Annotated in this window: 20 protein-coding genes and 1 tRNA gene; 12 read left to right on the top strand and 9 right to left on the bottom strand. The window is 68.4% G+C overall.

All coding sequences use genetic code 11. The features are described 5' to 3' along the window. Window positions 1-23 precede the first annotated feature (23 nt). Entirely contained in the window at window positions 24-749 is a 726-nt protein-coding gene (locus AB3X10_RS02385; protein ID WP_369978756.1) for a ComF family protein, read from the top strand. 366 nt (window positions 750-1,115) lie between these two features. After that, window positions 1,116-1,625: a SecDF P1 head subdomain-containing protein gene (locus tag AB3X10_RS02390; RefSeq protein ID WP_369978758.1), complete on the top strand. Its 510-nt coding sequence runs from the start codon at window positions 1,116-1,118 to the stop codon at window positions 1,623-1,625. Between the two features lie 439 nt (window positions 1,626-2,064). Here the strand turns inward: AB3X10_RS02390 and ubiA are convergent, their stop codons facing one another. After that, a complete protein-coding gene (ubiA, locus tag AB3X10_RS02395) occupies window positions 2,065-2,967 on the bottom strand; it encodes a 4-hydroxybenzoate octaprenyltransferase (protein ID WP_369978759.1) in 903 nt (300 codons plus the stop codon). 156 nt (window positions 2,968-3,123) lie between these two features. Between ubiA and AB3X10_RS02400 the strand changes: the two genes are divergently transcribed. The 3 genes from AB3X10_RS02400 (at window position 3,124) to AB3X10_RS02410 (ending at window position 6,449) form a co-directional block, all read left to right on the top strand. Beyond that, window positions 3,124-3,200 (top strand) — tRNA-Arg (locus AB3X10_RS02400). Window positions 3,201-3,580: 380 nt separating this feature from the next. Next, complete coding sequence (locus tag AB3X10_RS02405; RefSeq protein ID WP_369978761.1) at window positions 3,581-4,408, top strand: alpha/beta fold hydrolase; 828 nt, start codon at window positions 3,581-3,583, stop codon at window positions 4,406-4,408. Between the two features lie 1,144 nt (window positions 4,409-5,552). Continuing rightward, window positions 5,553-6,449: a WYL domain-containing protein gene (locus AB3X10_RS02410; RefSeq protein ID WP_369978763.1), complete on the top strand. Its 897-nt coding sequence runs from the start codon at window positions 5,553-5,555 to the stop codon at window positions 6,447-6,449. 202 nt (window positions 6,450-6,651) lie between these two features. On the opposite strand, the gene AB3X10_RS02415 is transcribed toward AB3X10_RS02410, so the two are convergent. Together AB3X10_RS02415 and ubiK are read right to left on the bottom strand one after the other, a co-directional pair. Then, complete coding sequence (locus tag AB3X10_RS02415; protein ID WP_369978765.1) at window positions 6,652-8,199, bottom strand: YifB family Mg chelatase-like AAA ATPase; 1,548 nt, start codon at window positions 8,197-8,199, stop codon at window positions 6,652-6,654. Between the two features lie 13 nt (window positions 8,200-8,212). After that, window positions 8,213-8,485 (bottom strand): ubiquinone biosynthesis accessory factor UbiK, encoded by a 273-nt coding sequence (gene ubiK / locus AB3X10_RS02420; RefSeq protein ID WP_369978767.1) that lies wholly within the window; start codon window positions 8,483-8,485, stop codon window positions 8,213-8,215. A 176-nt stretch (window positions 8,486-8,661) separates the two neighbouring features. On the opposite strand from ubiK, the gene AB3X10_RS02425 reads away from it, so the two are divergent. Beyond that, complete coding sequence (locus AB3X10_RS02425) at window positions 8,662-9,000, top strand: P-II family nitrogen regulator (RefSeq protein WP_003480503.1); 339 nt, start codon at window positions 8,662-8,664, stop codon at window positions 8,998-9,000. Window positions 9,001-9,080: 80 nt separating this feature from the next. On the opposite strand, the gene AB3X10_RS02430 is transcribed toward AB3X10_RS02425, so the two are convergent. Together AB3X10_RS02430 and speE are read right to left on the bottom strand one after the other, a co-directional pair. After that, window positions 9,081-9,815, bottom strand: coding sequence for a hypothetical protein (locus tag AB3X10_RS02430; protein WP_369978769.1), 735 nt, complete (start codon window positions 9,813-9,815; stop codon window positions 9,081-9,083). 169 nt (window positions 9,816-9,984) lie between these two features. After that, window positions 9,985-10,836 (bottom strand): polyamine aminopropyltransferase, encoded by an 852-nt coding sequence (gene speE / locus AB3X10_RS02435; protein WP_369978771.1) that lies wholly within the window; start codon window positions 10,834-10,836, stop codon window positions 9,985-9,987. Between the two features lie 306 nt (window positions 10,837-11,142). Between speE and speA the strand changes: the two genes are divergently transcribed. Both speA and AB3X10_RS02445 read left to right on the top strand, forming a co-directional pair. Next, window positions 11,143-13,032, top strand: coding sequence for an arginine decarboxylase (gene speA, locus AB3X10_RS02440; RefSeq protein WP_369978772.1), 1,890 nt, complete (start codon window positions 11,143-11,145; stop codon window positions 13,030-13,032). 239 nt (window positions 13,033-13,271) lie between these two features. Then, window positions 13,272-14,390 (top strand): acyltransferase family protein, encoded by a 1,119-nt coding sequence (locus tag AB3X10_RS02445; RefSeq protein WP_369978774.1) that lies wholly within the window; start codon window positions 13,272-13,274, stop codon window positions 14,388-14,390. 77 nt (window positions 14,391-14,467) lie between these two features. Here the strand turns inward: AB3X10_RS02445 and AB3X10_RS02450 are convergent, their stop codons facing one another. Beyond that, a complete protein-coding gene (locus AB3X10_RS02450) occupies window positions 14,468-15,376 on the bottom strand; it encodes a LysR substrate-binding domain-containing protein (protein ID WP_369978776.1) in 909 nt (302 codons plus the stop codon). A gap of 104 nt (window positions 15,377-15,480) precedes the next feature. Here AB3X10_RS02450 and AB3X10_RS02455 point away from each other — a divergent pair, with 104 nt between their 5' ends. The 4 genes from AB3X10_RS02455 to AB3X10_RS02470 all read left to right on the top strand — a co-directional run bounded on the left by AB3X10_RS02455 (window position 15,481) and on the right by AB3X10_RS02470 (window position 17,628). Then, window positions 15,481-15,813 (top strand): carboxymuconolactone decarboxylase family protein, encoded by a 333-nt coding sequence (locus tag AB3X10_RS02455; protein ID WP_369978778.1) that lies wholly within the window; start codon window positions 15,481-15,483, stop codon window positions 15,811-15,813. Window positions 15,814-15,835: 22 nt separating this feature from the next. Further along, window positions 15,836-16,234, top strand: a complete 399-nt coding sequence (locus tag AB3X10_RS02460) for a tautomerase family protein (RefSeq protein ID WP_369978780.1) — start codon at window positions 15,836-15,838, stop codon at window positions 16,232-16,234. Continuing rightward, the gene (locus tag AB3X10_RS02465) at window positions 16,231-16,800 is read left to right on the top strand and encodes a DUF4865 family protein (RefSeq protein WP_369978782.1); all 570 of its coding nucleotides are present in this window, start codon (window positions 16,231-16,233) and stop codon (window positions 16,798-16,800) included. The genes AB3X10_RS02460 and AB3X10_RS02465 overlap by 4 nt, the downstream gene beginning before the upstream one ends. Before the next feature lie 72 nt (window positions 16,801-16,872). After that, complete coding sequence (locus AB3X10_RS02470; RefSeq protein ID WP_369978785.1) at window positions 16,873-17,628, top strand: SDR family NAD(P)-dependent oxidoreductase; 756 nt, start codon at window positions 16,873-16,875, stop codon at window positions 17,626-17,628. A 209-nt stretch (window positions 17,629-17,837) separates the two neighbouring features. On the opposite strand, the gene AB3X10_RS02475 is transcribed toward AB3X10_RS02470, so the two are convergent. From AB3X10_RS02475 to radC, 3 genes are all read right to left on the bottom strand, one after another. Continuing rightward, on the bottom strand, window positions 17,838-18,668 hold the full coding sequence (locus tag AB3X10_RS02475; protein WP_369978787.1) for an SPOR domain-containing protein: 831 nt from the start codon (window positions 18,666-18,668) through the stop codon (window positions 17,838-17,840). A gap of 15 nt (window positions 18,669-18,683) precedes the next feature. Further along, entirely contained in the window at window positions 18,684-20,372 is a 1,689-nt protein-coding gene (gene argS, locus AB3X10_RS02480) for an arginine--tRNA ligase (protein WP_369978789.1), read from the bottom strand. Window positions 20,373-20,541: 169 nt separating this feature from the next. Beyond that, the gene (gene radC, locus AB3X10_RS02485) at window positions 20,542-21,216 is read right to left on the bottom strand and encodes a RadC family protein (protein WP_369978791.1); all 675 of its coding nucleotides are present in this window, start codon (window positions 21,214-21,216) and stop codon (window positions 20,542-20,544) included. Window positions 21,217-21,269: the final 53 nt, after the last annotated feature.

Consider the following 21,269-nt stretch of genomic DNA (forward strand, 5'->3'; position numbering starts at 1 on the left):
GGAAAGCGGGCAGTCTGGTGAGCATGGATATCCCTGTCAACTTCATTGCCGGCAACAGGGTTGACGGCTGGTGGCAGCGCTTGCAGCGCTGCGTGCTGCCCGAGCGCTGCCTGGTCTGCGCCGAACCCGGCGGCGCCGGCCTGGACCTGTGCCCGGCCTGCCGCGATGCGCTGCCCTGGAACGGCAGCGCCTGCCAGGCGTGCGCGCTGCCGCTGCCCGCGTTGGACGCCGCCCAGCTGTGCGGTGCCTGCCAACGCAAGCCGCCGCCGCTGGCCCTGGTCGCCAGTGCCTGCGTCTACGCCGCGCCGGTCGATGCGCTGCTGCGCCGCTTCAAGTTCCACCAGGACCTGGCCGCCGGGCGCCTGCTGGCAGCCCTGCTGCAGGCGCGTTGCGCCGGCTTGCCGCGCCCGCAGGCCCTGTTGCCGGTGCCGTTGCACCGCGCCCGGCTGCGCCAGCGCGGCTACGACCAGGCGCTGGAACTGGCGCGGCCGCTGGCGCGCGCGCTGGGCCTGCCGCTGTGCGACGGCCTGCAGCGCGTGCGCGCCACGTCGCCGCAGTCCGAGCTGGATGCGCGCGCGCGCCGCCGCAACCTGCGCCATGCCTTCGCGGTGCGTGCGCCGCTGCCGCCGCACGTGGCGCTGGTCGACGACGTGATGACCACCGGCGCGACCCTGCATGCCGCCGCACGGGCGCTGCGCCGCGCCGGCGTGGCCCGGGTCGATGCGTGGGTGGTGGCGCGGGTGCCGTGAGTGCGCTGGCGGCTTGCGTGCCGCGGCGGCGATTGGCCCTGCGACGGCAACGATGTGGCAGGTCATGTGGGGATGCGTGTCTGGCGCTGGCCGTGGTCGCGCGATCCGTCATGCACGCAGGGAGCGGTCGCTGTGTGGTTGCCTGGACCAGGCAACGGCAGCGAGGGCATGTCTGATCGGGAGTATGGCGAGCCTTACGCTTGATCCCGCCGCGCAGGCGCCACAACCCGACGCAATCGGTCGCTGGCGCATGGGTTCAGCAGCGCGGTGCATGGCGCGTTCCTCTGTGCGACCCGGCTGGGCAGCGGTCTGCGACAGGCCGCAACGGCCGGTTCTTCTATGATGCGGCCAAACGAACTGCGGGAGATGGCGATGCGTTGGAGAACTTTGGGACTGTCGTTGGCGTTGTGCGTGTTCGGCATGAGCGGATGCAGCTACGCCCCGTCGCCCGATGGCGCCGGCGCGAGTGCAGGCGCGAGTGCGGTCAAGGCGAAGATCGAATGGCGCCAGGCCAGCAATGCGCCCAGTGCCGGCTATACCGAGGCCGCGTACCAGGGACGGCCGGTGTATCTGGCGCCGCAGCCGTTGTTGGCCGTCGATGGCGCCGCGACGGTGGCGCGCGTGGACGGCGACGATGGCAAGCCGGCACTGGATCTGAGTTTCTCGGGACACGACGATCGCCTGACCCGTGCGACGGAGCAAAACATCGGCAAGCCGATCGCGCTGCTGGCCGACGGTCAGGTGCTCACCGTGGCGACGGTCATGGCGCCGCTCCCCGGCGACCGACTGCGCATCAGCGGTCTGCAGGATGCGCAGGAACAGCAGCGGGTGTTCGCGCTGCTGACGCATGCGCCGATGGATGACGCGAAGCCTTAGCGCTGGCTGGCGTGATCGGGGTGGGGTGCCGTGTCCGCCGTGGCAGGCTTGTGCATAGCCTGCCTGTTCAAGCCGCGCGCTGTTGCATTGCGCCGGTAAGGCAGTGCGATGCCCATGCCTTGAACCGCAGTGCGTCGGATCTTCCGCCGGTTGCGCCGACCGGCCAGGTCAGGAAATATCGATCCAGCAGACGGACGCGGAGTTTGCCGGATGTACCTGCCGCAACCGAGTTCGTTCCCGCCACCGGCATGGAAAAGGCGTCGCGGCTGAAGCCGCTCCTACAGGAGTCGATCGACGGTTTGGAGGGACTTCAATCCCGACGCTTTACCGGCAAGCACCGGACGAAGCCTGCCCTGCGGCATTGCCGTCAGCGGCCAAACGCACCGCTCCGACGACGTCCTCATCCGCAGCCGCCATTGCGCGGTTTCTCCGCCTCGGTCTACCCCGCGCGCAACGCCAGCGCCGCGGCGATGCCGGCGAAGACCGCCAGGCCGACCCAGTTGTTGTGCAGGAAGGCGCGGAAGCAGGGCGCGCGTTCGCGGGTGCGGGCGATGCGGAATTCGTAGGCGACCAGCAGCGCGGCCACGCCCAGGCCGGCCCAGTACCAGATCCCCAGCGCGCCGCGGGTGCCGACGAAGGCCAGCGCGACGAACATCAGCGCGTACAGGATGCCCTGCGCGACCAGGTCCAGGTCGCCGAACAGGATCGCGGTGGACTTGGAGCCGGCGCGCAGGTCGTCCTCGCGGTCGACCATCGCGTACCAGGTGTCGTAGGCGGTGGCCCACAGGATGTTGGCCGCGTACAGCAGCCAGCCCAGCGCCGGCACCTCGCCGCGGATCGCCGCGAACGCCATCGGGATGCCCCAGCCGAAGGCCATGCCCAGATAGACCTGCGGCAGGTAGGTGTAGCGCTTCAGGTAGGGATAGCTGGCGGCCAGGAACAGCCCGACCACGCTCAGTCCGATGGTCAGCGCGTTCATCGTCAGCACCAGCGCGAAGGCCACGACCATCAGCAGCGCGAACACCGCCAGCGCCTCGCGGCCGCTGACCGCGCCGGTGGCCAGCGGCCGGGTGCGGGTGCGCTCGACCTGCGGGTCCAGCCAGCGGTCGGCGTAGTCGTTGATCACGCAGCCGGCCGAGCGGGTCAGCCACACCCCGGCGGTGAACACGAACAGCGTCCAAAGCGGCGGCACCCCGTCGGCGGCCAGCCACAGCGCCCACCAGGTCGGCCACAGCAGCAGCAGCGCGCCGATCGGACGGTCGCCGCGCAGCAGTTTCCAGTACTGGCCCAGGCGCGCGCGCGGCGGTAGCGCGGCGGGCGTTTCGTAGCGTTCGTAACCCATCGCGCAAGGGTAGCAGCCGGGCCCGGCTGGCGGCAGCACGGCCGCGTCCGCGACCGTTGCGGCGCAGGCCCGGCGACGGCCAGGCCGGCCGCGGCGGCAGGCCATCGGCATGGGGGAGACGCGGCGCGCGGTTTGCCGTTAGAATGCGCGTCCGTTGCGCCCGTAGCTCAGCCGGATAGAGTAGTGGCTTCCGAAGCCATTGGTCGGGGGTTCGAATCCCTCCGGGCGCACCACATCATCTCCCAGCCTGCATGGCCTCCTCGATCGCGACCCCTGCCGGTGCTGCACGCCGCCTTCGGCGCTGCGACGGTCCGGGGCGACGCCGAGCGCTGCGATCGGTGCGATCCCCCGTCACAACACCCGCTGAGTGTCGCTGCCGTCTGCGGCGCAGTCCTGCGCTGGCGCCAATGTCCGTCGTGGCCGTGACCGCTTTTGCGATGCCGACGGCGGTGCTTGCGTTGCGTTTCGCCGCCGCTCCAGCGGGCGCGGCATGCGTGCAGCGCCCGCGGCACCGGCCGCTCGCTTCCACGCCTGCGTGCCCAGTCCGTGTCGCCACTCTCCCGACCAACGGCCTGGCGCCGAACGCGATTCCCGGCCGAGGCGGCCGCCGCCGGTGAGCAGCCAGCGCGCGCCACTCGGCAAGCCTGCCGTGCGCCTGCTCGGCGACGACGATGCGCTGGCCTACCTGCGGCTCGGCGCGGGCGCGCCGGTGGTGCTGGTGCATGGCGCCCTGTGCGACTACCGCTACTGGGCGCCGCAACTGCGCGGCCTGTGCGAGCGCTTCGATGTCGCCGCGCTGAGCCTGGGCCAGTACTACCCCCAGTTGCAGTCCTCGCTGCGGCATCCCTTCGGCTGGCGCTGGCATGCGCGGCAGGTCGCCGCGTTCCTCGCCGACTATGGCCGGCCGGTGCATCTGGTCGGTCACTCGCGCGGCGCCGCGGTGGCCTGGCAGGTGGCGTTGCAGAAGCCGGCCGCAGTTGCCAGCCTGAGCCTGTTCGATCCCGGCGGGCCGCAGCCGCAGGGCCTGCCTGAAGAGGTGGTGGCGATCCGTGCGCAGGCGATCGCGCTGCTTCAGGACGGACAGGTCGAGGCCGGCCTGGAATGCTTCGTCGATTCGGTCAGTCAGCCCGGCGCCTGGGCGCGCAGCAGCGCGTCGTTCCGGCAGATGGTGCGCGACAACGCGCAGACGCTGGTGCCGCAGATCGGCGATGCGCTGCCGGCCTACCGCCGCGAGCAGGCCGCTGCGCTGGCGCTGCCGGTGCTGCTGGTCAGCGGCGAACTGAGCCCGGCGCAGTACCGCGACAACGCCGCGGCGCTCGCCGAGTGGTTGCCCGATGCGCGCCACCACGTCCTCGCCGGCGCGTCGCACGGCATGACCTTCACCCATGCGCGGCGCTGCAATGCCTTGCTGGCTGAGTTCGTGGCGCCAGAACTAGGTTGAGACATGGATGAGCCTTAGCACCTAGTTCAGATAATTTCTAGTGGTATTGCTTGCTCCGCCGCTCACTTAGCCGTGGAGAAGGCCCGCTTACCGGGAAGAAGCGCGAAAAAGGCCGATCTTTTTAGAAGTTAAAAGGATTTTTGCAAATTTAACTTAATTTTAATAATTTCACTTTAAAAATTATGATGGCCTCTTAGGGCGCTGAGAGGGGCTGCGAGGCCGGTTGCTTGCCTCTCTCTGGGGGGTGGAGGTTTCGCTATTCGGAAGCGCTAGCGGGGCAAATAGACCGGCTAGCGTTGATGTCTCGTCTTTTGCTGTTGACGGAGGGGATTTTTACGGTTAAGGTTGAATTGTAGTGACAGAAGTAAAAAACCCCCGCCACGAGGGCGAGGGTCGGTTCTTTAACAGCTTAAGACTCGCTGGTCGGTCGCGTTGGCGCGCGATTCTTCCAGTGACAAGGACGGGGACAGAGATCAGTGCCGAGGAGGCTCCTCTGTCACACGGCCAAGCAGTGTCTTGTCGACTTTTGGGGCGACAAGACAATCTTTTCATGGTTGCACCGGGCGTGTCAATTGTTGGCCCGGGCAGTCTGGAATCTCTTGGCGAGACCGTGCTCCTCCAATCTTCTCTGAGGACAGCACGCATGCGTACCAAGTCTGTACCGGTCTGTGCTTACACCCGTCGCCGTTTTGGCAGGGTCGAGCACGTCTGCCGGCACTTCCGCTCCTATCCGCGCCACTAAGCGTCGATAGGATAAACACCGGACCTTAGTCTTAGGGTCCGGTGTTTATTAAAGGAAGGCTTGTTGCGAGGCGTTAGTCTAGGAGAGTCACATCGGAGCTTGTCAATAATGGCTAGCAACAGCAAAGGCCCTGCGGACTTCCGTAGTTCGGTTTCCGGTAGATTTGTGACTCAGAAAACCGCGGAGCGCAATCCGCGAACTACTGAGAAAGAGCACAATCGTCCGCCGCCGCCGAAGAAAAAATGAATATAAGGGCCCGCATAACTGCGGGCCCTTATTTTATTCGTCTACCTGCCATGTTAGTCGGCTGCGCTCAAGCACTCACGGTTATAGCTATCAAAATCATGCTGAGATAGGGCGCTTACGGTAAATATAAATATTAAAATTATCTGAGGTTCTTGCATGTCCATTGCAAATGATAATTCACAAGATGTTTCAGGGAGAAAGGAGAAGTGGGGACAAGCTCGGCGCCTTGAATTCATTGACTCTCGTCTCTTATGGGACGGGCATGTGAACCGATCTGATTTGACGGATTTTTTCCACATTTCTCCTCCTCAGGCGACATTAGACCTGGCTGAGTATGTCAAAAGGGCGCCAGGAAATGTGTACTACGATCCGAGACAGAAATCCTACTTGGCTTCGCCCTCATTTAAGGCAGTGCTGGCCGATTCTTCCAGTTCCCGTTATCTTGCCGAATTATATGCGTTACGCACTAGTATATTAGGGCCTGATCTAAGTTTCTTAGGAGCATTGCCGGCAGCTGAGGTTGTTCGCTCTCCTGCGCGTGCCGTAAATTCTACGCTTCTCAGGGATACATTGCATGCCATCCGAGAGCGCAGATTTCTTTTAATAACATATCAAACCATGGCTAGGTCAGAGCCCGATCAGCGGCAGGTTAGCCCTGTGGCTTTGGGCTACGATGGATTTCGGTGGCACATTCGCGCGTTTTGTCATGTGCGCAACGAATATCGAGACTTCGTATTCGCGAGAGTGTTAAGTGCTGCTCTGGCTGGTAGTACCCAAGTAAGTATTGATAATGATATTGAATGGAAAAGAATGATCGATATTACTATTGCGCCCAATCCGGACCTTTCGGAAGGTGCAAAGAGAGTCATCGAATTGGATTATGGGATGATTGACGGCAAGCTCACGATTGCTTGTAGGCAGGCGATGGGCTACTACCTCCTGACCCGACTTGGGCTGAGAGATGATGATTTTCGTACTGGTAAAGTACAGCAAGTCATACTTGTTAATAGGTTCGAGTTGGCTAAATATCTACCAGGCCTGATTCGCGCTTGATATTTTGGAAAGTTGCTCTGGTAATAAATTGGCTTATCAGCTTGGGCGATTTTTAAATAATCGCCACTACTGTGTAGTTATCGCTTCCAAATAATGCCAATTTTCGTGAAGTAAAGGCATGAAGCGTTGGTCGCCCCACTTAATGGCAAAGATGTGCACTCTCAGTCAATATCGAAAAGGGAGGAGTGGCGTGGTATTTGTGCTAGAGCGCGTCTATTGCATGCGCTAGCGGCTCTAGCCCCGGTGCTGCGGGTTCGCCGCGGTCCAGTTGCCGGTAGCCGATCGCCTCGGTCAGGTGCGCGGTGGCGATCGCGTCGCTGCCGTCCAGGTCGGCGATGGTGCGCGCCACGCGCAGGATGCGGTGCAGCGAGCGTGCCGACAGCCGCAGGCGGTCGATGGCGTGTTCCAGCAGAGCCTCGTCGCGCGGCTGCAGGCGGCAGTCGCGCAAGGTTTCGCCGTGGCCGAGCTGGCCGTTGGGGCAGCCGGCGCGCGCCAGCTGGCGTTGCCGTGCCTGCTCCACGCGGGCGCGCACCGCGGCGCTGCTTTCGCCGGGCGCGGCATCGGCGCGCAGCGCCTGCGGTGGCAGCCGCGGCACGTCCACATGCAGGTCGATGCGATCCAGCAAGGGGCCGGAGATGCGCGCGCGGTAGCGGCGGATGCCATCGTCGCTGCAGCGGCAGCGGCCGCTGGCATCGCCGGCCCAGCCGCAGGGGCAGGGGTTCATCGCCGCGACCAGTTGGAAGCGGGCCGGGAACTCGGCGCTGCGCGCGGCCCGCGACACCGTGACCGTGCCCGATTCCAGCGGCTCGCGCAGCACTTCCAGCGCGTGCCGGTTCCATTCGGGCAGTTCGTCCAGGAACAGCACGCCGCGATGCGCCAGCGAGATCTCGCCCGGGCGTGGATGGGTGCCGCCGCCGACCAGCGACACCGCGCTGGCGGTGTGATGCGGCGCGCGGTAGGGGCGCTGCCGCCAGCGTGCCGGGTCCAGGCCGCGGCCGCTGACCGAGGCGATCGCCGCCGCTTCCAGCGCCTCGGCCTCGCTGGCCTCGGGCAGGATCCCCGGCAGGCGCGAGGCCAGCAGGGTCTTGCCGCAGCCCGGACTGCCGATCAGCAGCAGGTGGTGGTGGCCGGCGGCGGCGATCTCCAGCGCGCGCCGCGCCTGCGCCTGCCCGCGCACGTCGCTCAGGTCGGGAAACGGCGTGGCCGCGGCCGGCAGGGCGGCGGCGGCCGGCAAGGTCTTGGTGCCGTTCAACAGCGCGCAGACCTCGAGCAGGGTGCGTGCGGTGAATGCCTGCACGTGCTGCGCCAGCGCCGCCTCGGGGCCGTTGCCGGCGGGCACGATCAGGGTGCGTCCGGCCTGCGCGGCGGCCAGCGCCGCCGGCAGCACGCCGTCCACGGGGCGCAGTTCGCCGGTCAGGGCCAGTTCGCCGAGGAATTCGTAGTGGCTCAGCGCCTGCGGGTCGAGCTGCCCGGCGGCGGCGAGGATGCCCAATGCGATCGGCAGGTCGAAGCGCCCGCCTTCCTTGGGCAGGTCGGCCGGGGCCAGGTTGACGGTGATGCGCCGTGCCGGGAATTCGTATTGCGCGCACAGCATGGCGGCACGCACCCGGTCGCGCGATTCGCGTACCGCGGCTTCGGGCAGGCCGACGATCTGCGTCGCCGGCAGCCCGCCGGACAGATGGACCTCGACCCGAACCGGAGGCGCAAGCACCCCCGCGCGGGCACGGCTGTGCACCAGCGCCAGGCTCATGGTGGCGGGTGGGTCAGGCTTGCGCGGAGGGCGGCGCGTCGCCGCTGCGCGCGGCTTCCAGCGCGGCGACGCTGCGTTCCAGCGCTTCCAGCTTCTCGCGGGTGCGCAGCAGCACCGCGCGCTGCACGTCGAATTCCTCGCGGGTGACCAGGTCGAGCTTGCCCAGCCCGGCCTGCAGCGCGCTCTTGAAGGTGCTCTGCAGTTCGTCGCGGGATTCGCGCAGGCCTGGCGGCACCAGGTCGCTGAGGCGGCGGGCGAGGTCGTCGAGGTGGTTGAGGTCGATCATGGCGATGCTCCGGCAGGTAGCGCCAGACTGCGGCACCCGGCGGTTCGGGTCCATCGGTGTCCGGCGCGGCGCGCTGTCGGGAAATTCCGGCGATGGGGCGCGCGGCCATTTGAACCCGGCGGCCGGGCATCGCGCAACCGCGCTATCCTGAGGCCATTGTGATTGGAGAAAGCCGCATGAAGATGATCATGGCCGTGATCAAGCCGTTCAAGCTCGACGACGTGCGCGAAGCGCTCGCCGCGCAGGGCGTGGCCGGCATCACCGTCACCGAGGTCAAGGGTTTCGGCCGGCAGAAGGGCCACACCGAGCTGTACCGCGGCGCCGAGTACGTGGTCGATTTCCTGCCCAAGGTGAAGCTGGAAGTGGCGGTCACCGAGGACCAGGTCGAGCGCGTGCTGGAGGCCATCGTCAAGGCCGCCGGCACCGGCAAGATCGGCGACGGCAAGGTGTTCGTGTACGACCTGGGCACGGTGGTGCGGATCCGCACCGGCGAACTGGATGCGGACGCGCTGTAAGGCGTCTGCGATGCCGGGCCGATGCGCGAGCAGCCGTCGACGCCAGCAGGTCCGCCAGGCGCAGGTCGACTTGCGAGGCTCTAGATGCCGGACAGGCCCCGGCCGAGCGTGAGCCAGAAGACGGCAACCGTTGCGGCAGCGGCAAGCACGATGGCCCGGCTGAATGGAAGCGAGGACATTCGCGAGAGGGTACGTGACGCGGCGACAAACAGCAGGCCGACCGGCGCGAGCAGGCTTTCCAGCGCGACCTCTTTGAGGGTCGTCAGCGCCACGCCTGGGTAGAACAGAACGCTCAGGCAGGCCACCGCACCTGCGGTGCAATATGCGGCGAGCAGGGGCGTGCCCGTCGGCAATCCAGTGGCGGCCCGCCGCAAGACGATGACGTAGAGCCAGATACCCGCGATCCCCAGGGCCAGGCGCCACGCCCAGCGAGGCTGCAGCGAAAGGTCGCGCAACACGAAGGCGAGGTCGCTGGTATCGGTAGCCGCAGAAAGAATGCAGCAGCCCGCGCCCCAGAGCCCGCTGAACGCGAGAAGCAGGGCCAGGAACACGGCCTCGGTCGCGCCTTGTCTGCTTCGCCCTAAGGCGATTGCAGCGGCGGCGGCGGTGCAGAGGCTGCCTAACGGCCCAGCGGCATCGACGATCGCAAGGCCGGGGTGGCATCGGAAGTACACCGAAGTCAGCAGGGTCACCGTGCCGCCTGTGCCCAGGCAGGCAAGCCCGTGGCCGACGACTTCGTGTGCTGCGCATGCAATGACGAACGCAATGGCCGCAAGTGCGCACAGGGTCCAAACGCTGAGGCGCTCATGCGGCATGGGGTGCGATGCCTGGGCGGGAGAGAGGCGCGGCGACGCCAGGCCAGCGGCACCGCGTCCGCCGTAGGCGTCTTTTCGGACGCCAGGATAGCGCTGGCGCGGGGCCGGCGCTGTCCCGCGGGCAGGGTGTGCGGTCGGCGCCATGCGGCAGGCGCCGACCGTCGCGCGCTTACTCGCCCAGGGCTTCGGCCACGAACGGCGGCAGCACCTGGGTGCCGGTGTGCAGGTGCGCGCTGTAGTAGCGGGTGGCGAACGGCTTGGCAGCCGCGTCGGCTTGGCGGAAGTCGAAGCCGCCGGACTTGCGCGCCAGGGTCACGCTCCACCAGCCGGTCGGGTAGCACGGCTGCGGGAACGGCACGGTGTGGAAGCTGGCGAAGCCGGCCTTGCCCATCTCGGTGCGCATTTCCTTGATCAGGTCCAGCAGCGCCAGCGGCGATTCGGACTGCTGGACCAGGATGCCGTCGTCCTTCAGCGCCTTGAAGCAGCTGTCGTAGAACGCCTTGTTGAACAGGCCTTCGGCCGGGCCGACCGGATCGGTGGAGTCGACGATGACGATGTCCACGCTGCCGGCCGGGCAGTTGGCCATGTAGGCGATGCCGTCGTCGAACAGCAGCTCGGCGCGCGGATCGGCGTTGGACTCGCACAGTTCCGGGAAGTACTTCTCGGCCATGCGCGTGACCTGCTCGTCGATGTCGCACTGGGTGGCGCTTTCCACGCCCGGGTGCTTGAGCACCTCGCGCAGGGTGCCGCAGTCGCCGCCGCCGATGATCACCACGCGCTTGGGCGCGGCGTGGGTGAACAGCGCCGGGTGGCTGATCATCTCGTGGTAGAAGAAATTGTCGCGCGTGGTCAGCATCACCGCGCCGTCGATCACCATCAACTTGCCCCAGTCGGTGGTGTCGTAGATCTCGATCTTCTGGAACGGCGACTGCACCTCGTCCAGCTTGCCGGTGATGCGGTAGCCGATGGCCGAGCCGGTGGGCTGGAAGTGTTCGATGTACCAGTTGTCGTTGGCGGTCATGCAGGGATCCTAGAAAACAAAAAAGAAGAGGTACTCCCTTCTCCCACCGGGAGAAGGTGGCGCGAAGCGCCGGATGAGGGTAGGGCGCAGCCCCGCGCAGCCAGACCACGCGATGCCAGGCCCAACCCTGCGCCGGATGAGGGCAGGGCGCAGCCTCGTGCGCCCGAAGCGCGCGGCACGGCACCCGAACCCTCACCCGACCCCGCTCCGCCGGGGAGAGGGGCGTCAGGTCGGCGCGGATTGTAACGGAGCCCACGCGTAGCAGGCGTTACAATCCACGCCCTTTTTCCCGCCGAGTCCGCCCCGATGAGCGACTGGTCCCTCGACCAAGCCCGCAAGACCTATTCGATCCCGCACTGGGCCGATGGGTATTTCGACGTGGATCCGGCCGGCCGGGTGGTGGTGCGGCCGCAGGGCGCCGACGGCGTGGCGATCGCGCTGCCGGAAGTGGTGGACGCGGCGCGCGCGGCCGGCGCCAAGCTGCCGATGCTGGTGCGCTTCCCGGACATCCTCGGCGAGCGCCTGGGCAAGCTGCAGGCCGCCTTCGCCCAGGCCCAGGCCGATTGGGACTACGCCGGCGGCTACACCGCGGTGTACCCGATCAAGGTCAACCAGCACCGCGGCGTGGCCGGTACCCTGGCCAGCCACCAGGGCGAGGGCTTCGGCCTGGAAGCGGGCAGCAAGCCGGAACTGATGGCGGTGCTGGCGCTGTCGCGGCCGGGCGGGCTGATCGTGTGCAACGGCTACAAGGATCGCGAGTACATCCGCCTGGCGCTGATCGGGCGCAAGCTGGGGCTGCAGACCTTCATCGTCATCGAGAAGCCGTCGGAGCTGAAGCTGGTGCTGGAGGAGGCGCGCGCGCTGGACGTGAAGCCGGGCCTGGGCGTGCGCATGCGCCTGGCCTCGCTGGGCGCGGGCAAGTGGCAGAACAGCGGCGGCGACAAGGCCAAGTTCGGGCTGTCGCCGCGGCAGGTGCTGGACCTGTGGAAGACGCTGCGCGACACCGAGTACGCCGAGTCGCTGAACCTGCTGCATTTCCACATGGGCTCGCAGATCTCCAACGTGCGCGACATCGCCAACGGCATGCGCGAGGCCACGCGCTACTTCGTCGAGCTGTCCAAGCTGGGCGCGAAGATCAGCCACGTCGACGTCGGCGGCGGCCTGGGCATCGACTACGAAGGCACCCGTTCGCGCAGCTACTGCTCGATCAACTACGGCCTGCATTCCTACGCCAGCAACATCGTGCAGCCGCTGGCCAACGCCTGCGAGGAGCACGGCCTGGCGCCGCCGCGCATCGTCACCGAGTGCGGCCGCGCGATGACCGCGCACCATGCGGTGCTGATCGCCAACGTCTCGGAAGTGGAGCAGGCGCCGGAAGGGCGCGTGCCCGACGCGCACGCCGACGAGCCGGCGGCGATCCGCCACCTGCGCGAGATCCACGACGAACTGGACGTGCGTCCGGCGGTGGAACTGTTCCAGGAAGCGCAGCATTTCCATGCCGAAGGCCTGTCCAGCTACGCGCTGGGCCAGATCGACCTGCCGCAGCGCGCGCGCATCGACGACCTGTTCTATGCGATCGCGCACGGCGTGCGCGCGCGCCTGAGCCACGAGGAGAAGAGCCACCGCCCGGTGCTGGACGAGCTCAACGAACGGCTGGTGGACAAGTACTTCGTCAACTTCAGCGTGTTCGAATCGATTCCCGACGTGTGGGCGATCGACCAGGTGTTCCCGATCGTGCCGATCGAGCGCCTGAACGAGGCGCCGGCGCGGCGCGGCGTGATCTGCGACATGACCTGCGACTCCGACGGCATGGTCAAGACCTACGTCGAGAACGAGAGCCTGGACAGCTCGCTGCCGCTGCACGAACTGCGCACGGGCGAAAGCTACCGGATCGGCTTCTTCCTGGTCGGCGCCTACCAGGAGATCCTCGGCGACATCCACAACCTGTTCGGCGACACCGACGCGATCGAGGTCAGCGCCGACGGCGACGGCTACCGCATCGCCCAGCAGCGCCGCGGCGACACCACCGACGTGATGCTGGACTACGTGGGCTATGCGCTGGCCGACCTGCGCGCGGCCTACGCCGAGCGCGTGGCCGCCGCGCAGCTGCCGGCCGAGCAGGCGCAGGCCCTGTCGGCGGCGCTGGAGGCGGGGCTGACCGGCTACACCTACCTGTCGGACGAACCGCTGGGCTGAGCGCCGGCATGCGCTCCCTCGCCGATAGGCGAGGCGAGCGCGCTCCCCGGCTGCGTGTCGCGCCGCGTTGTCGAGCGCATGCGGGGAACGTATCGCGTGCGACCGCCGCTCCATCGCATGTCGCGCAGACGCCAAGCTCCTTGTCTTCTTCGCGGCGCCTCTCGCGTGCACCACCGAGGATGGACGCACGCTGGCACCGGCTCATAAGCTGAGCGCCTCCGCCATCACTTCTAGACGCGATGCGCTACCCCGGACTGGATTTGCTGCGCGCCCTCGCGATCGTGTGGGTGATGCTGTTCCACTCGTTCGTGGTCGGCGGCCTGGGCCCGGACTGGGCCTGGCTGTCGCGCTACGGCTGGATGGGCGTGGACCTGTTCTTCGTGCTCAGCGGTTTCCTGATCGGCGGCCAGGTGCTGGCGCCGCTGGCGCGCGGCGCGCCGCTGCGCTACGGCGATTTCTACCTGCGCCGCGCGTTCCGCATCCTGCCGGCCTTCGCCGCGGTGCTGGCGCTGTACCTGGCCTGGCCCGGATTCCGCGAAGCGCCGGGCATCGCGCCGTGGTGGATGTTCGCCAGCTTCACCTTGAACCTGGGCATCGACTACGCCAACCAGCAGGCGTTCTCGCATGCCTGGTCGCTGTGCGTGGAGGAGCATTTCTACCTGGTGTTCCCGCTGCTGGCGGCGCTGTCGCTGCGGCGGCCGTCGGCGCCGCGCTTCGTCGCGCTGTGCCTTGCCGCGGTGCTGGCCGGCATCGCGCTGCGCACGGCGACCTGGCTGCACGACAGCGCGCTCGACCGCATCGGCGACGGGCTGCAGCGCAACTGGTTCATCGAGGACATCTACTACCCGACCTGGAACCGGCTCGACGGGTTGCTGGCCGGCGTGGTGCTGGCCGTGCTCAAGGTGTTCCGGCCGCAGTATTGGCAGTGGCTGCAGCGCCGGGCCAACGCGGCGATGCTGGCCGGGTTGGCGGTGTGCGCGCTGGCGATGTGGCTGTTCCGCGAGCGCACCGGCCTGCTCGGCAATGCGATCGGCTGGCCGGTGTTGTCGCTGGGGCTGGCACTGCTGGTCTGCGCCGGCGCGTCGTTGCATGGCGTGCTGGGCCGGCGTGCCGTGCCGGGCGCCGGGTGGCTGGCGGCGGTCTCGTACAGCCTGTACCTGACCCACAAGGCCGTGTTCCATCTCACCCAGAGCTGGTTCGGCAGCGCGCTGGACGGGCGCGGGCCGCTCGCGTTCTGTGCCTATGCGGGCATGGCGCTGCTGGCCGCCGCGCTGCTGCACTACGCGGTGGAACGGCCGTTCCTGCACCTGCGCGAGCGCCTGCGGGGCAAGCCGACAGAGGTGCCGGTGGCGGCATAGGTGGCCGCTGCCGGGGCGCGTCGTTCAGGCGAATGCGCGGCGCACGCCGGTCATGCGGCGTTCGCCACGCAGCGGCCTCACCCCGGATCGGCGTGCGCCATGCGCGCGTCGTGCAGGCGCTGCTGCAGGATCTCCGCCAGGCGCGCCACCGCCGGCGCTGGCGCTGCCTCGGCGCGATGCAGGTTCAAGCCCAACGCCGGCAGCGTCGGCAGGCCGCCGGCACCTGGGGGCAGCAGCGCAAGCGCTTGGGGAAGGCCGGCCGGCGTGCGCAAGGTCAGTCCCAGGCCGGCACGGACCGCGGCCCAGACGCCGCCGAGGCTCGCGCTGGTGAAGGCGATGCGCCACGGGATGCCGGCCCGGTCCAGCGCCGTGGTCGCCGCGGTGCGCAGCAGGCACGGCGCGTCCAGCATCACCAGCGGCAACGGCGTCTCGCCGTCCCAGTCGCTCGGGGCCGGCGGCGGGGCGTCCGCCGCCGCGATCCAGCGCATCGGCCAGGCGGCCTGCGGCTGGCGATGCGCCGTCGCCGTGCCCGCGTCCCAGATCAGCGCCAGGTCCAGCTGACCCATTTCGACCCGGGCCAGCAGTTCCTGATGGCGCGCGATGCGCGCTTCGATGCGCACCTTGGGATGGGCGCGGGCAAAGCGCCCCAGCACGTCGGGCAACATGTGTTCGCCGAAATCCTCCTGCAGCCCGAGCCGGACCCAGCCTTGCAGGGCGGGGCCGTGCAGCGCCGCGGCGGTCTCGTCGTTGAGGTCCAGCAGGCGCCGTGCATAGGCCAGCAACACCTCGCCGGCCTCGGTCAGCGCCAGCCCGCGGCCATTGCGGCGCAGCAGCGCCTGGCCGGCCTGGTCCTCCAGCTTCTTCAGCTGCGCGCTGATCGCGGACGTGGACCGTCCTTGCCGATCCGCCGCCTTGGCGAAGCTGCCCAGTTCGACGCCGGCGACGAAGCTGCGCAGCGCATCGAGGTCGAAGGTGACGCGGCGCATGCAATGATCCTGTTTTATCGAAGATTGAATGCTGAATTTCCCGATTTTCAGGATCATCTTCGATCGCTAGCCTGTGCGCAGTCAATCCCGAGCGCGAGGCGCCCATGTCCGATCTGCCCACGCCCAGCCAGGCCCTGTTCGGCGACATCGCGCCGAAATTCGCGCAACTGACCGACGAGGTGCTGTTCGCCGACCTGTGGCAGCGCCCCGCGCTGTCGCCGCGCGAGCGCAGCCTGGTCACCGTGGCGGCGCTGGTCGCGCTGTACCGGCCGCAGCAGTTGCCGTTCCACTTGTGCCGCGCGCTGGACAACGGCCTGCACCGCGACGAACTGGCCGAAGCGATCACCCATCTGGCGTTCTACGCCGGCTGGCCGTGCGCCGCCTCGGCGTTGCCGCTGCTGCGTGCCGCGACCGCGTCGGCGGCGCCGGCCGCCTGATTCCCCAAGCAGGAGACTTCCCATGCCCTACGCCCGCATCTCGCTGCATCGCGGCGCCACGCCCGACTATCTGCGCGCCCTGTCCGCCGGCGTCTACCAGGCCATGCACGAGGCCTTCGAGGTGCCCGCCGGCGATTGCTTCCAGATCATCCACCAGCACGATCCGGGAGAACTGGTGTTCGACCGCCACTACCTGGGCGGACCGCGCTCGGACGCCTTCGTGCTGATCGCCATCACCGCCGGGCGTCCGCGCAGCGAGGCCTGCAAGCGCGCGTTCTACCGGCGGCTGGTGGAACTGCTGGCGATCGCGCCGGGCATCGCGCCGGAAGACGTGATGGTGAACATCGTCACCACCGCGGCGCAGGACTGGTCCTTTGGCGGCGGCCGCGCCGGGATCGCGGCAACGGAGTCCGGCGCATGATCGCCATGCAGTACAGCATCGTGCTGCCGGCCGACTACGACATGGCCATCATCCGGCGCCGCATCGCCGACAAGGGACCGTTGCTGGATGGCCTGCCGGGCCTGGTGTTCAAGGCCTACCTCAGCGCCGACCGGCGCGATCCGTCGCTGTCCAGCCGCAGCAACCTGTATGCGCCGTTCTATCTGTGGCGCGATGCCGAGGCGATGCATGCCTTCCTCGCCGGCGCCGCGTTCGGCGCGCTGAGCGAGTCGTTCGGATGGCCTGCGGTGCAGCTGTGGACGGTATGCGAGGCGCGCCTGACCGCGGACCTGCGTGGCGCCCGCTACGCCCGGCGCGAGAGCGTCGCGCTATCCGACGCGGTTGCGCTCGAAGCGCTAGGCGAGCGCGAGGCCGAGCGTGCGCGCGGCGATCTTGCCGCAGGTGCGCTCGCCGCGGTGAGCGCCTATGAGCCGCATGGCTGGAATCTGCTGCGCCTGCGGCTCTGGCGCGATCCGCCGCCGCCGTCGTCCGACGCCGGCCAGGCCTACACCGTGGGCCATGTGTCCGCACCGGCGAGTGGCGGCTGAGGCACGGCGCCCCCTGCCTTGCCGTTTGCTTTTACCATTCCCGATTCCCCCACTCCCATTCCCGGCCTCCCAATGACCCAGACCGCCCTCATCACCGGCGCCACCTCCGGTTTCGGCGCCGCCGCCGTGCGCCGCTTCGTCGCTGCCGGCTGGCGCGTGATCGCCACCGGCCGCCGCGCCGAGCGCCTGCAGCCGCTGCTGGCCGAGTTCGGCGCCGAGCGCGTGCACGTGGCGGCATTCGACATCCGCGACGAAGCCGCACTCGATGCGCTGCTGGCCGAACTGCCGGACGCGTTCCGCGGCATCGACCTGCTGGTCAACAACGCCGGCCTGGCGCAGGGCACCGCGCCGGCGCAGGCGGCATCGCTGGACGATTGGCGCACCATGATCGACACCAACATCACCGCACTGGTGACCCTGACCCATCGCCTGCTGCCGACGCTGATCCAGCGCCGCGGCGCGATCATCAACATCAGTTCGGTGGCCGCGCTGTACCCGTATCCGGGCGGCAATGCCTACGGCGGCACCAAGGCCTTCGTCAGCCAGTTCTCGCTGGGCCTGCGCTCGGACCTGCACGGCACCGGCGTGCGCGTGACCGCGATCGAACCGGGCATGGCCGAGACCGAGTTCACCCTGGTGCGCACCCACGGCGACCAGGGCGCGTCGGACAAGCTCTATCACGGCGCGCAGCCGATGACCGCCGAGGACATCGCCGAGCAGATCTTCTGGGTGGCCACGCTGCCGCCGCATCTGAACATCAACCGGCTGGAAATCATGCCGGTGACGCAGTCCTTCGCCGGCTTCCAGGTTGCTCGGGGCGGGGAGTAGGGATTCGGGAGTCGGGATTAGAAAAAAAGCGAAAGCGAAAGCGGGTGCCGAGGCGTTGCGCCTGCTGACGGTCGTCGCAGCCAGGCGGCCATCGGCTGCGCTCGCGACCGGCGAGGCAATTCAACGAATGTCGTCAGCCAACCGGCCGCAAGGAATGCGGGAGACGTCGCGTCTCCCCATTCCCGAATCCCGAATGCCCAATCCCCGCCTCACTGCGCCTTGATCGCGATCGCCGGCAGGCCGCTGCCGGTCAGCTTCTGCTTGGCCTCGGCCAGTTCGCTGGCGGTGCCGTACGGCCCCATGCGCACGCGGTAGACGGTCTTGCCGCTGATCTGCGCCGATTCCACGCGCGCCGACAGGCCCAGCATCGCCAGCTTGGCCTTGGTCGATTCGGCATCGCCGGAGGCGCCGAACGAACCGGCCTGCAGGATGTAGCGGGTGTTGTCCGGCGCCGCGGCGGCGGCCGCTGCGGGTGTCGCCGCCGCTGCGGCCGGCCTGGTCGCCGTGGCCACGGTGTTGGCCGGTGCGCTCGCGGTGGGGGTTTCCGGCAGCGGCGTCGGATTGGACGCTGCCGCCGTCGTTGCCGGCGCAGTGGAGGCCGTCGCGGTTGCGGTTGCGGTCGCCGGTGTGGCGGCCGCCTGCGGTGCGCGCGCCTGGCGGGCGGCCTCGGCGCGTGCGCTGGCGGCCAGTTCGGCGTCGGACATCTGCACTTCCTTGCCGGGCAGCAAGGTGTAGAAGTCGTACTGGGTCTGCGCGTCCTTCTTGGCGTCGGGCTTGCTGCTGCCGGCCGCCGCGGCCGCCGGCTTGGGCAGCTCCGGCGCGGCGTCCACATCGGCATCGGCCACCGGCGCCGGCTGCGCGTCGGGGTTGGCGCGCGGGCCGCCCACGCGCAGGAAGCCGTCGCCGTCCTTCTTGAACAGGCCGGGCGCTGCCAGGAACACCACTGCCGCGATCGCCACGCCGGCGATCAGCCACACCCATCCGGGCGTGCCGTTGCCGCTGTTGCGTCGCGCCTGCGTCTTACCGCGTCGTGCTGCCATCTACCGCTTCTCCACTCACATTTTTTCCGGGGCGGACACGCCCAGGAGGTTCAGGCCGTTGGCCAGCACTTGCTGCGCCGCCACGGCCAAGGTCAGCTTGGCGTTGCGCTCGCTCGCATCGTCCACCAGCACCGGGGTGCCGTGGTACCAGGTGTGGAACGCGGTCGCCAGTTCGCGCAGGTATTGCGCGATCAGGTGCGGTTCCAGCACGTGTCCCGCATTCTCCACCACTTCCGGGTAGCGCGAGAGTTCCAGCATCAGTTCCAGCGAGGTCGCATCGTTCAGCCGGTTCAGCTGGCCCAGGCCGTCGGCCTGGTCGTAATCCAGTTTCTTCTCCTGCGCCTGGCGCAGCAGGCTGCACACCCGGGCGTGCGCGTACTGCACGTAGAACACCGGGTTGTCGTTGCTCTGCTGGCGCGCCAGGTCGATGTCGAAGGTCAACTGCGAATCGGGCTTGCGCGCGATCAGGAACCAGCGCGTGGCGTCGCGGCCGGCTTCCTCGATCAGGTCGCGCAGGGTCAGGTAGCTGCCGGCGCGCTTGGACAGCTTCACTTCCTCGCCGCCGCGCATCACCGTGACCATCTGGTGCAGCACGTACTCGGGCCAGCCCTTGGGGATGCCCAGGTCCATCGCCTGCAGGCCGGCGCGCACCCGCGCCAGCGAGCCGTGGTGGTCGGCGCCCAGCTCGGTGATCGCGCGCACGTAGCCGCGCTGCCACTTGCTCAGGTGATAGGCCACGTCCGGCACGAAGTAGGTGTAGCTGCCGTCGGACTTGCGCATCACGCGGTCCTTGTCGTCGCCGAAATCGGTCGATTTCAGCCACAGCGCGCCGCCTTCCTCGTAGGTGTGGCCGGAGGCGACCAGCTTCTGCACCGCCTCCTCGACCTTGCCGTCGCGGTACAGCGAGCTTTCCAGGAAGTAGATGTCGAAGTCGACGCCGAACGCGGCCAGGTCGTGGTTCTGCTCGTTGCGCAGGTAGGCCACGGCGAAGCGGCGGATCGCCTCCAGGTCGTTCGGGTCCTTGGAGCCGGTGACCTGGTGGCCTTCCAGGTCCACCGCGGCGCCGGCCAGGTAGGCGTTGGCCACGTCCTGGATGTAGTCGCCGCGGTAGCCTTCTTCCGGCCAGTCGGGGCTGTCGGGGGTCTTGCCCTGCGCGCGCGCCTGCACCGAGCGCGCCAGGTTCTCGATCTGCCCGCCGCCGTCGTTGTAGTAGAACTCGCGCTTGGCGTTCCAGCCGTTGGCCTCGAGCAGCCGCGCCAGGCAGTCGCCGATCGCCGCGGCGCGGCCGTGGCCCACGTGCAGCGGGCCGGTCGGATTGGCCGAGACGTACTCCACGCCCACGGTGCGGCCGTTGCCGACCAGGCTGCGGCCGTAGTCCTCGCCCTGCTTGAGCACCGCCAGCACTTCGCGCTGGTAGGCGCCGGGGCCGAGGTGGAAGTTGATGAAGCCGGGGCCGGCGATCTCGACCCGGGTCACGTCGTCGCTGGCCGGCAAGGCGGCGACCAGCTGCTGGGCCAGCGCGCGCGGATTGCCGCGCGCGGCCTTGGCCAGCAGCATCGCGGCATTGGTGGCGAAGTCGCCGTGCTCGCGGGTCTTGGGCCGCTCGACCACGAAGTCCGGCGGCAAGGTGTCGGCCGGCAAGGTGCCGTTGGCGCGCAAGGCTTCGATGCCTTGACCGATCAGGGCGCGGAGTTGGGATTTCACGTGATCTCTGCTTGAAGCGCGGAACCGGCGATTTTACCCGACCCGCCGCCTCCCGGCCCGCGCCGGGTTCAGCCCGACCTCAGCCCGTCTGGCGACGGCGGGATTTGGGATTGGGCATTCGGGATTCGCAGGGATGGCCGGAGTGCTTCCACGACGTCCGAAATCCGGCTCAGGCCCAGCCGCGCGCCGCCATCGACACCGGCCCGCCGTCGCCGACGATGAAATGGTCCAGCAGGCGGACGTCCACCAGCCCCAGCGCCTGTTTCAGGCGGTGGGTGACGGCGCGGTCGGCGGGCGAGGGTTCCGAATTCCCGGAGGGGTGGTTGTGGCCGATGATCACCGCTGCCGCGTTGTGCGCCAGCGCGCGCCGCACCACTTCGCGCGGATGCACCTCGGCGCCGTCCAGGGTGCCATGGGACATTTCCTCGAACGCCAGCGAGCGGTGCTTGGTGTCCAGAAACAGCACCGCGAACACCTCGTGCGGCCATCCGCGCAACCGCCGCGCGAAATAGCGGCCGGCCACGCCCGGATCGGTCAGGATGGAGCCGCGCTCCAGCTCGGCGGCCAGGTGGCGCTGGCCCAGCTCCAGTGCGGCCGACAGTTTGCAGGCCCGTGCCGGGCCCAGCCCCGGCAGCCGGACCAACTCGCGTGGGGGGCGATCCAGGAGCGTGCGCAGCGGGCCGTGCCGATGCAACAGGTCGCGCGAGGTGCGTACCGCGTCGCTGCCGGGCAGGCCGGAGCCGAGGAAGATCGCCAGCAGTTCGGCGTCGGAGAGGGCGCCGGGGCCGCGTGCCAGCAGCTTTTCCCTTGGGCGTTCGTCGTCGGGCCAGTCGGATATGTGCATATCGCCAGATTGGCGGGCGATATGGCGCAACGGTATCAGGGCCGCAAAGGGCC

Origin of the sequence: Xanthomonas sp. DAR 80977, assembly GCF_041240605.1 — a bacterium.
Taxonomy (GTDB): domain Bacteria; phylum Pseudomonadota; class Gammaproteobacteria; order Xanthomonadales; family Xanthomonadaceae; genus Xanthomonas_A; species Xanthomonas_A bundabergensis.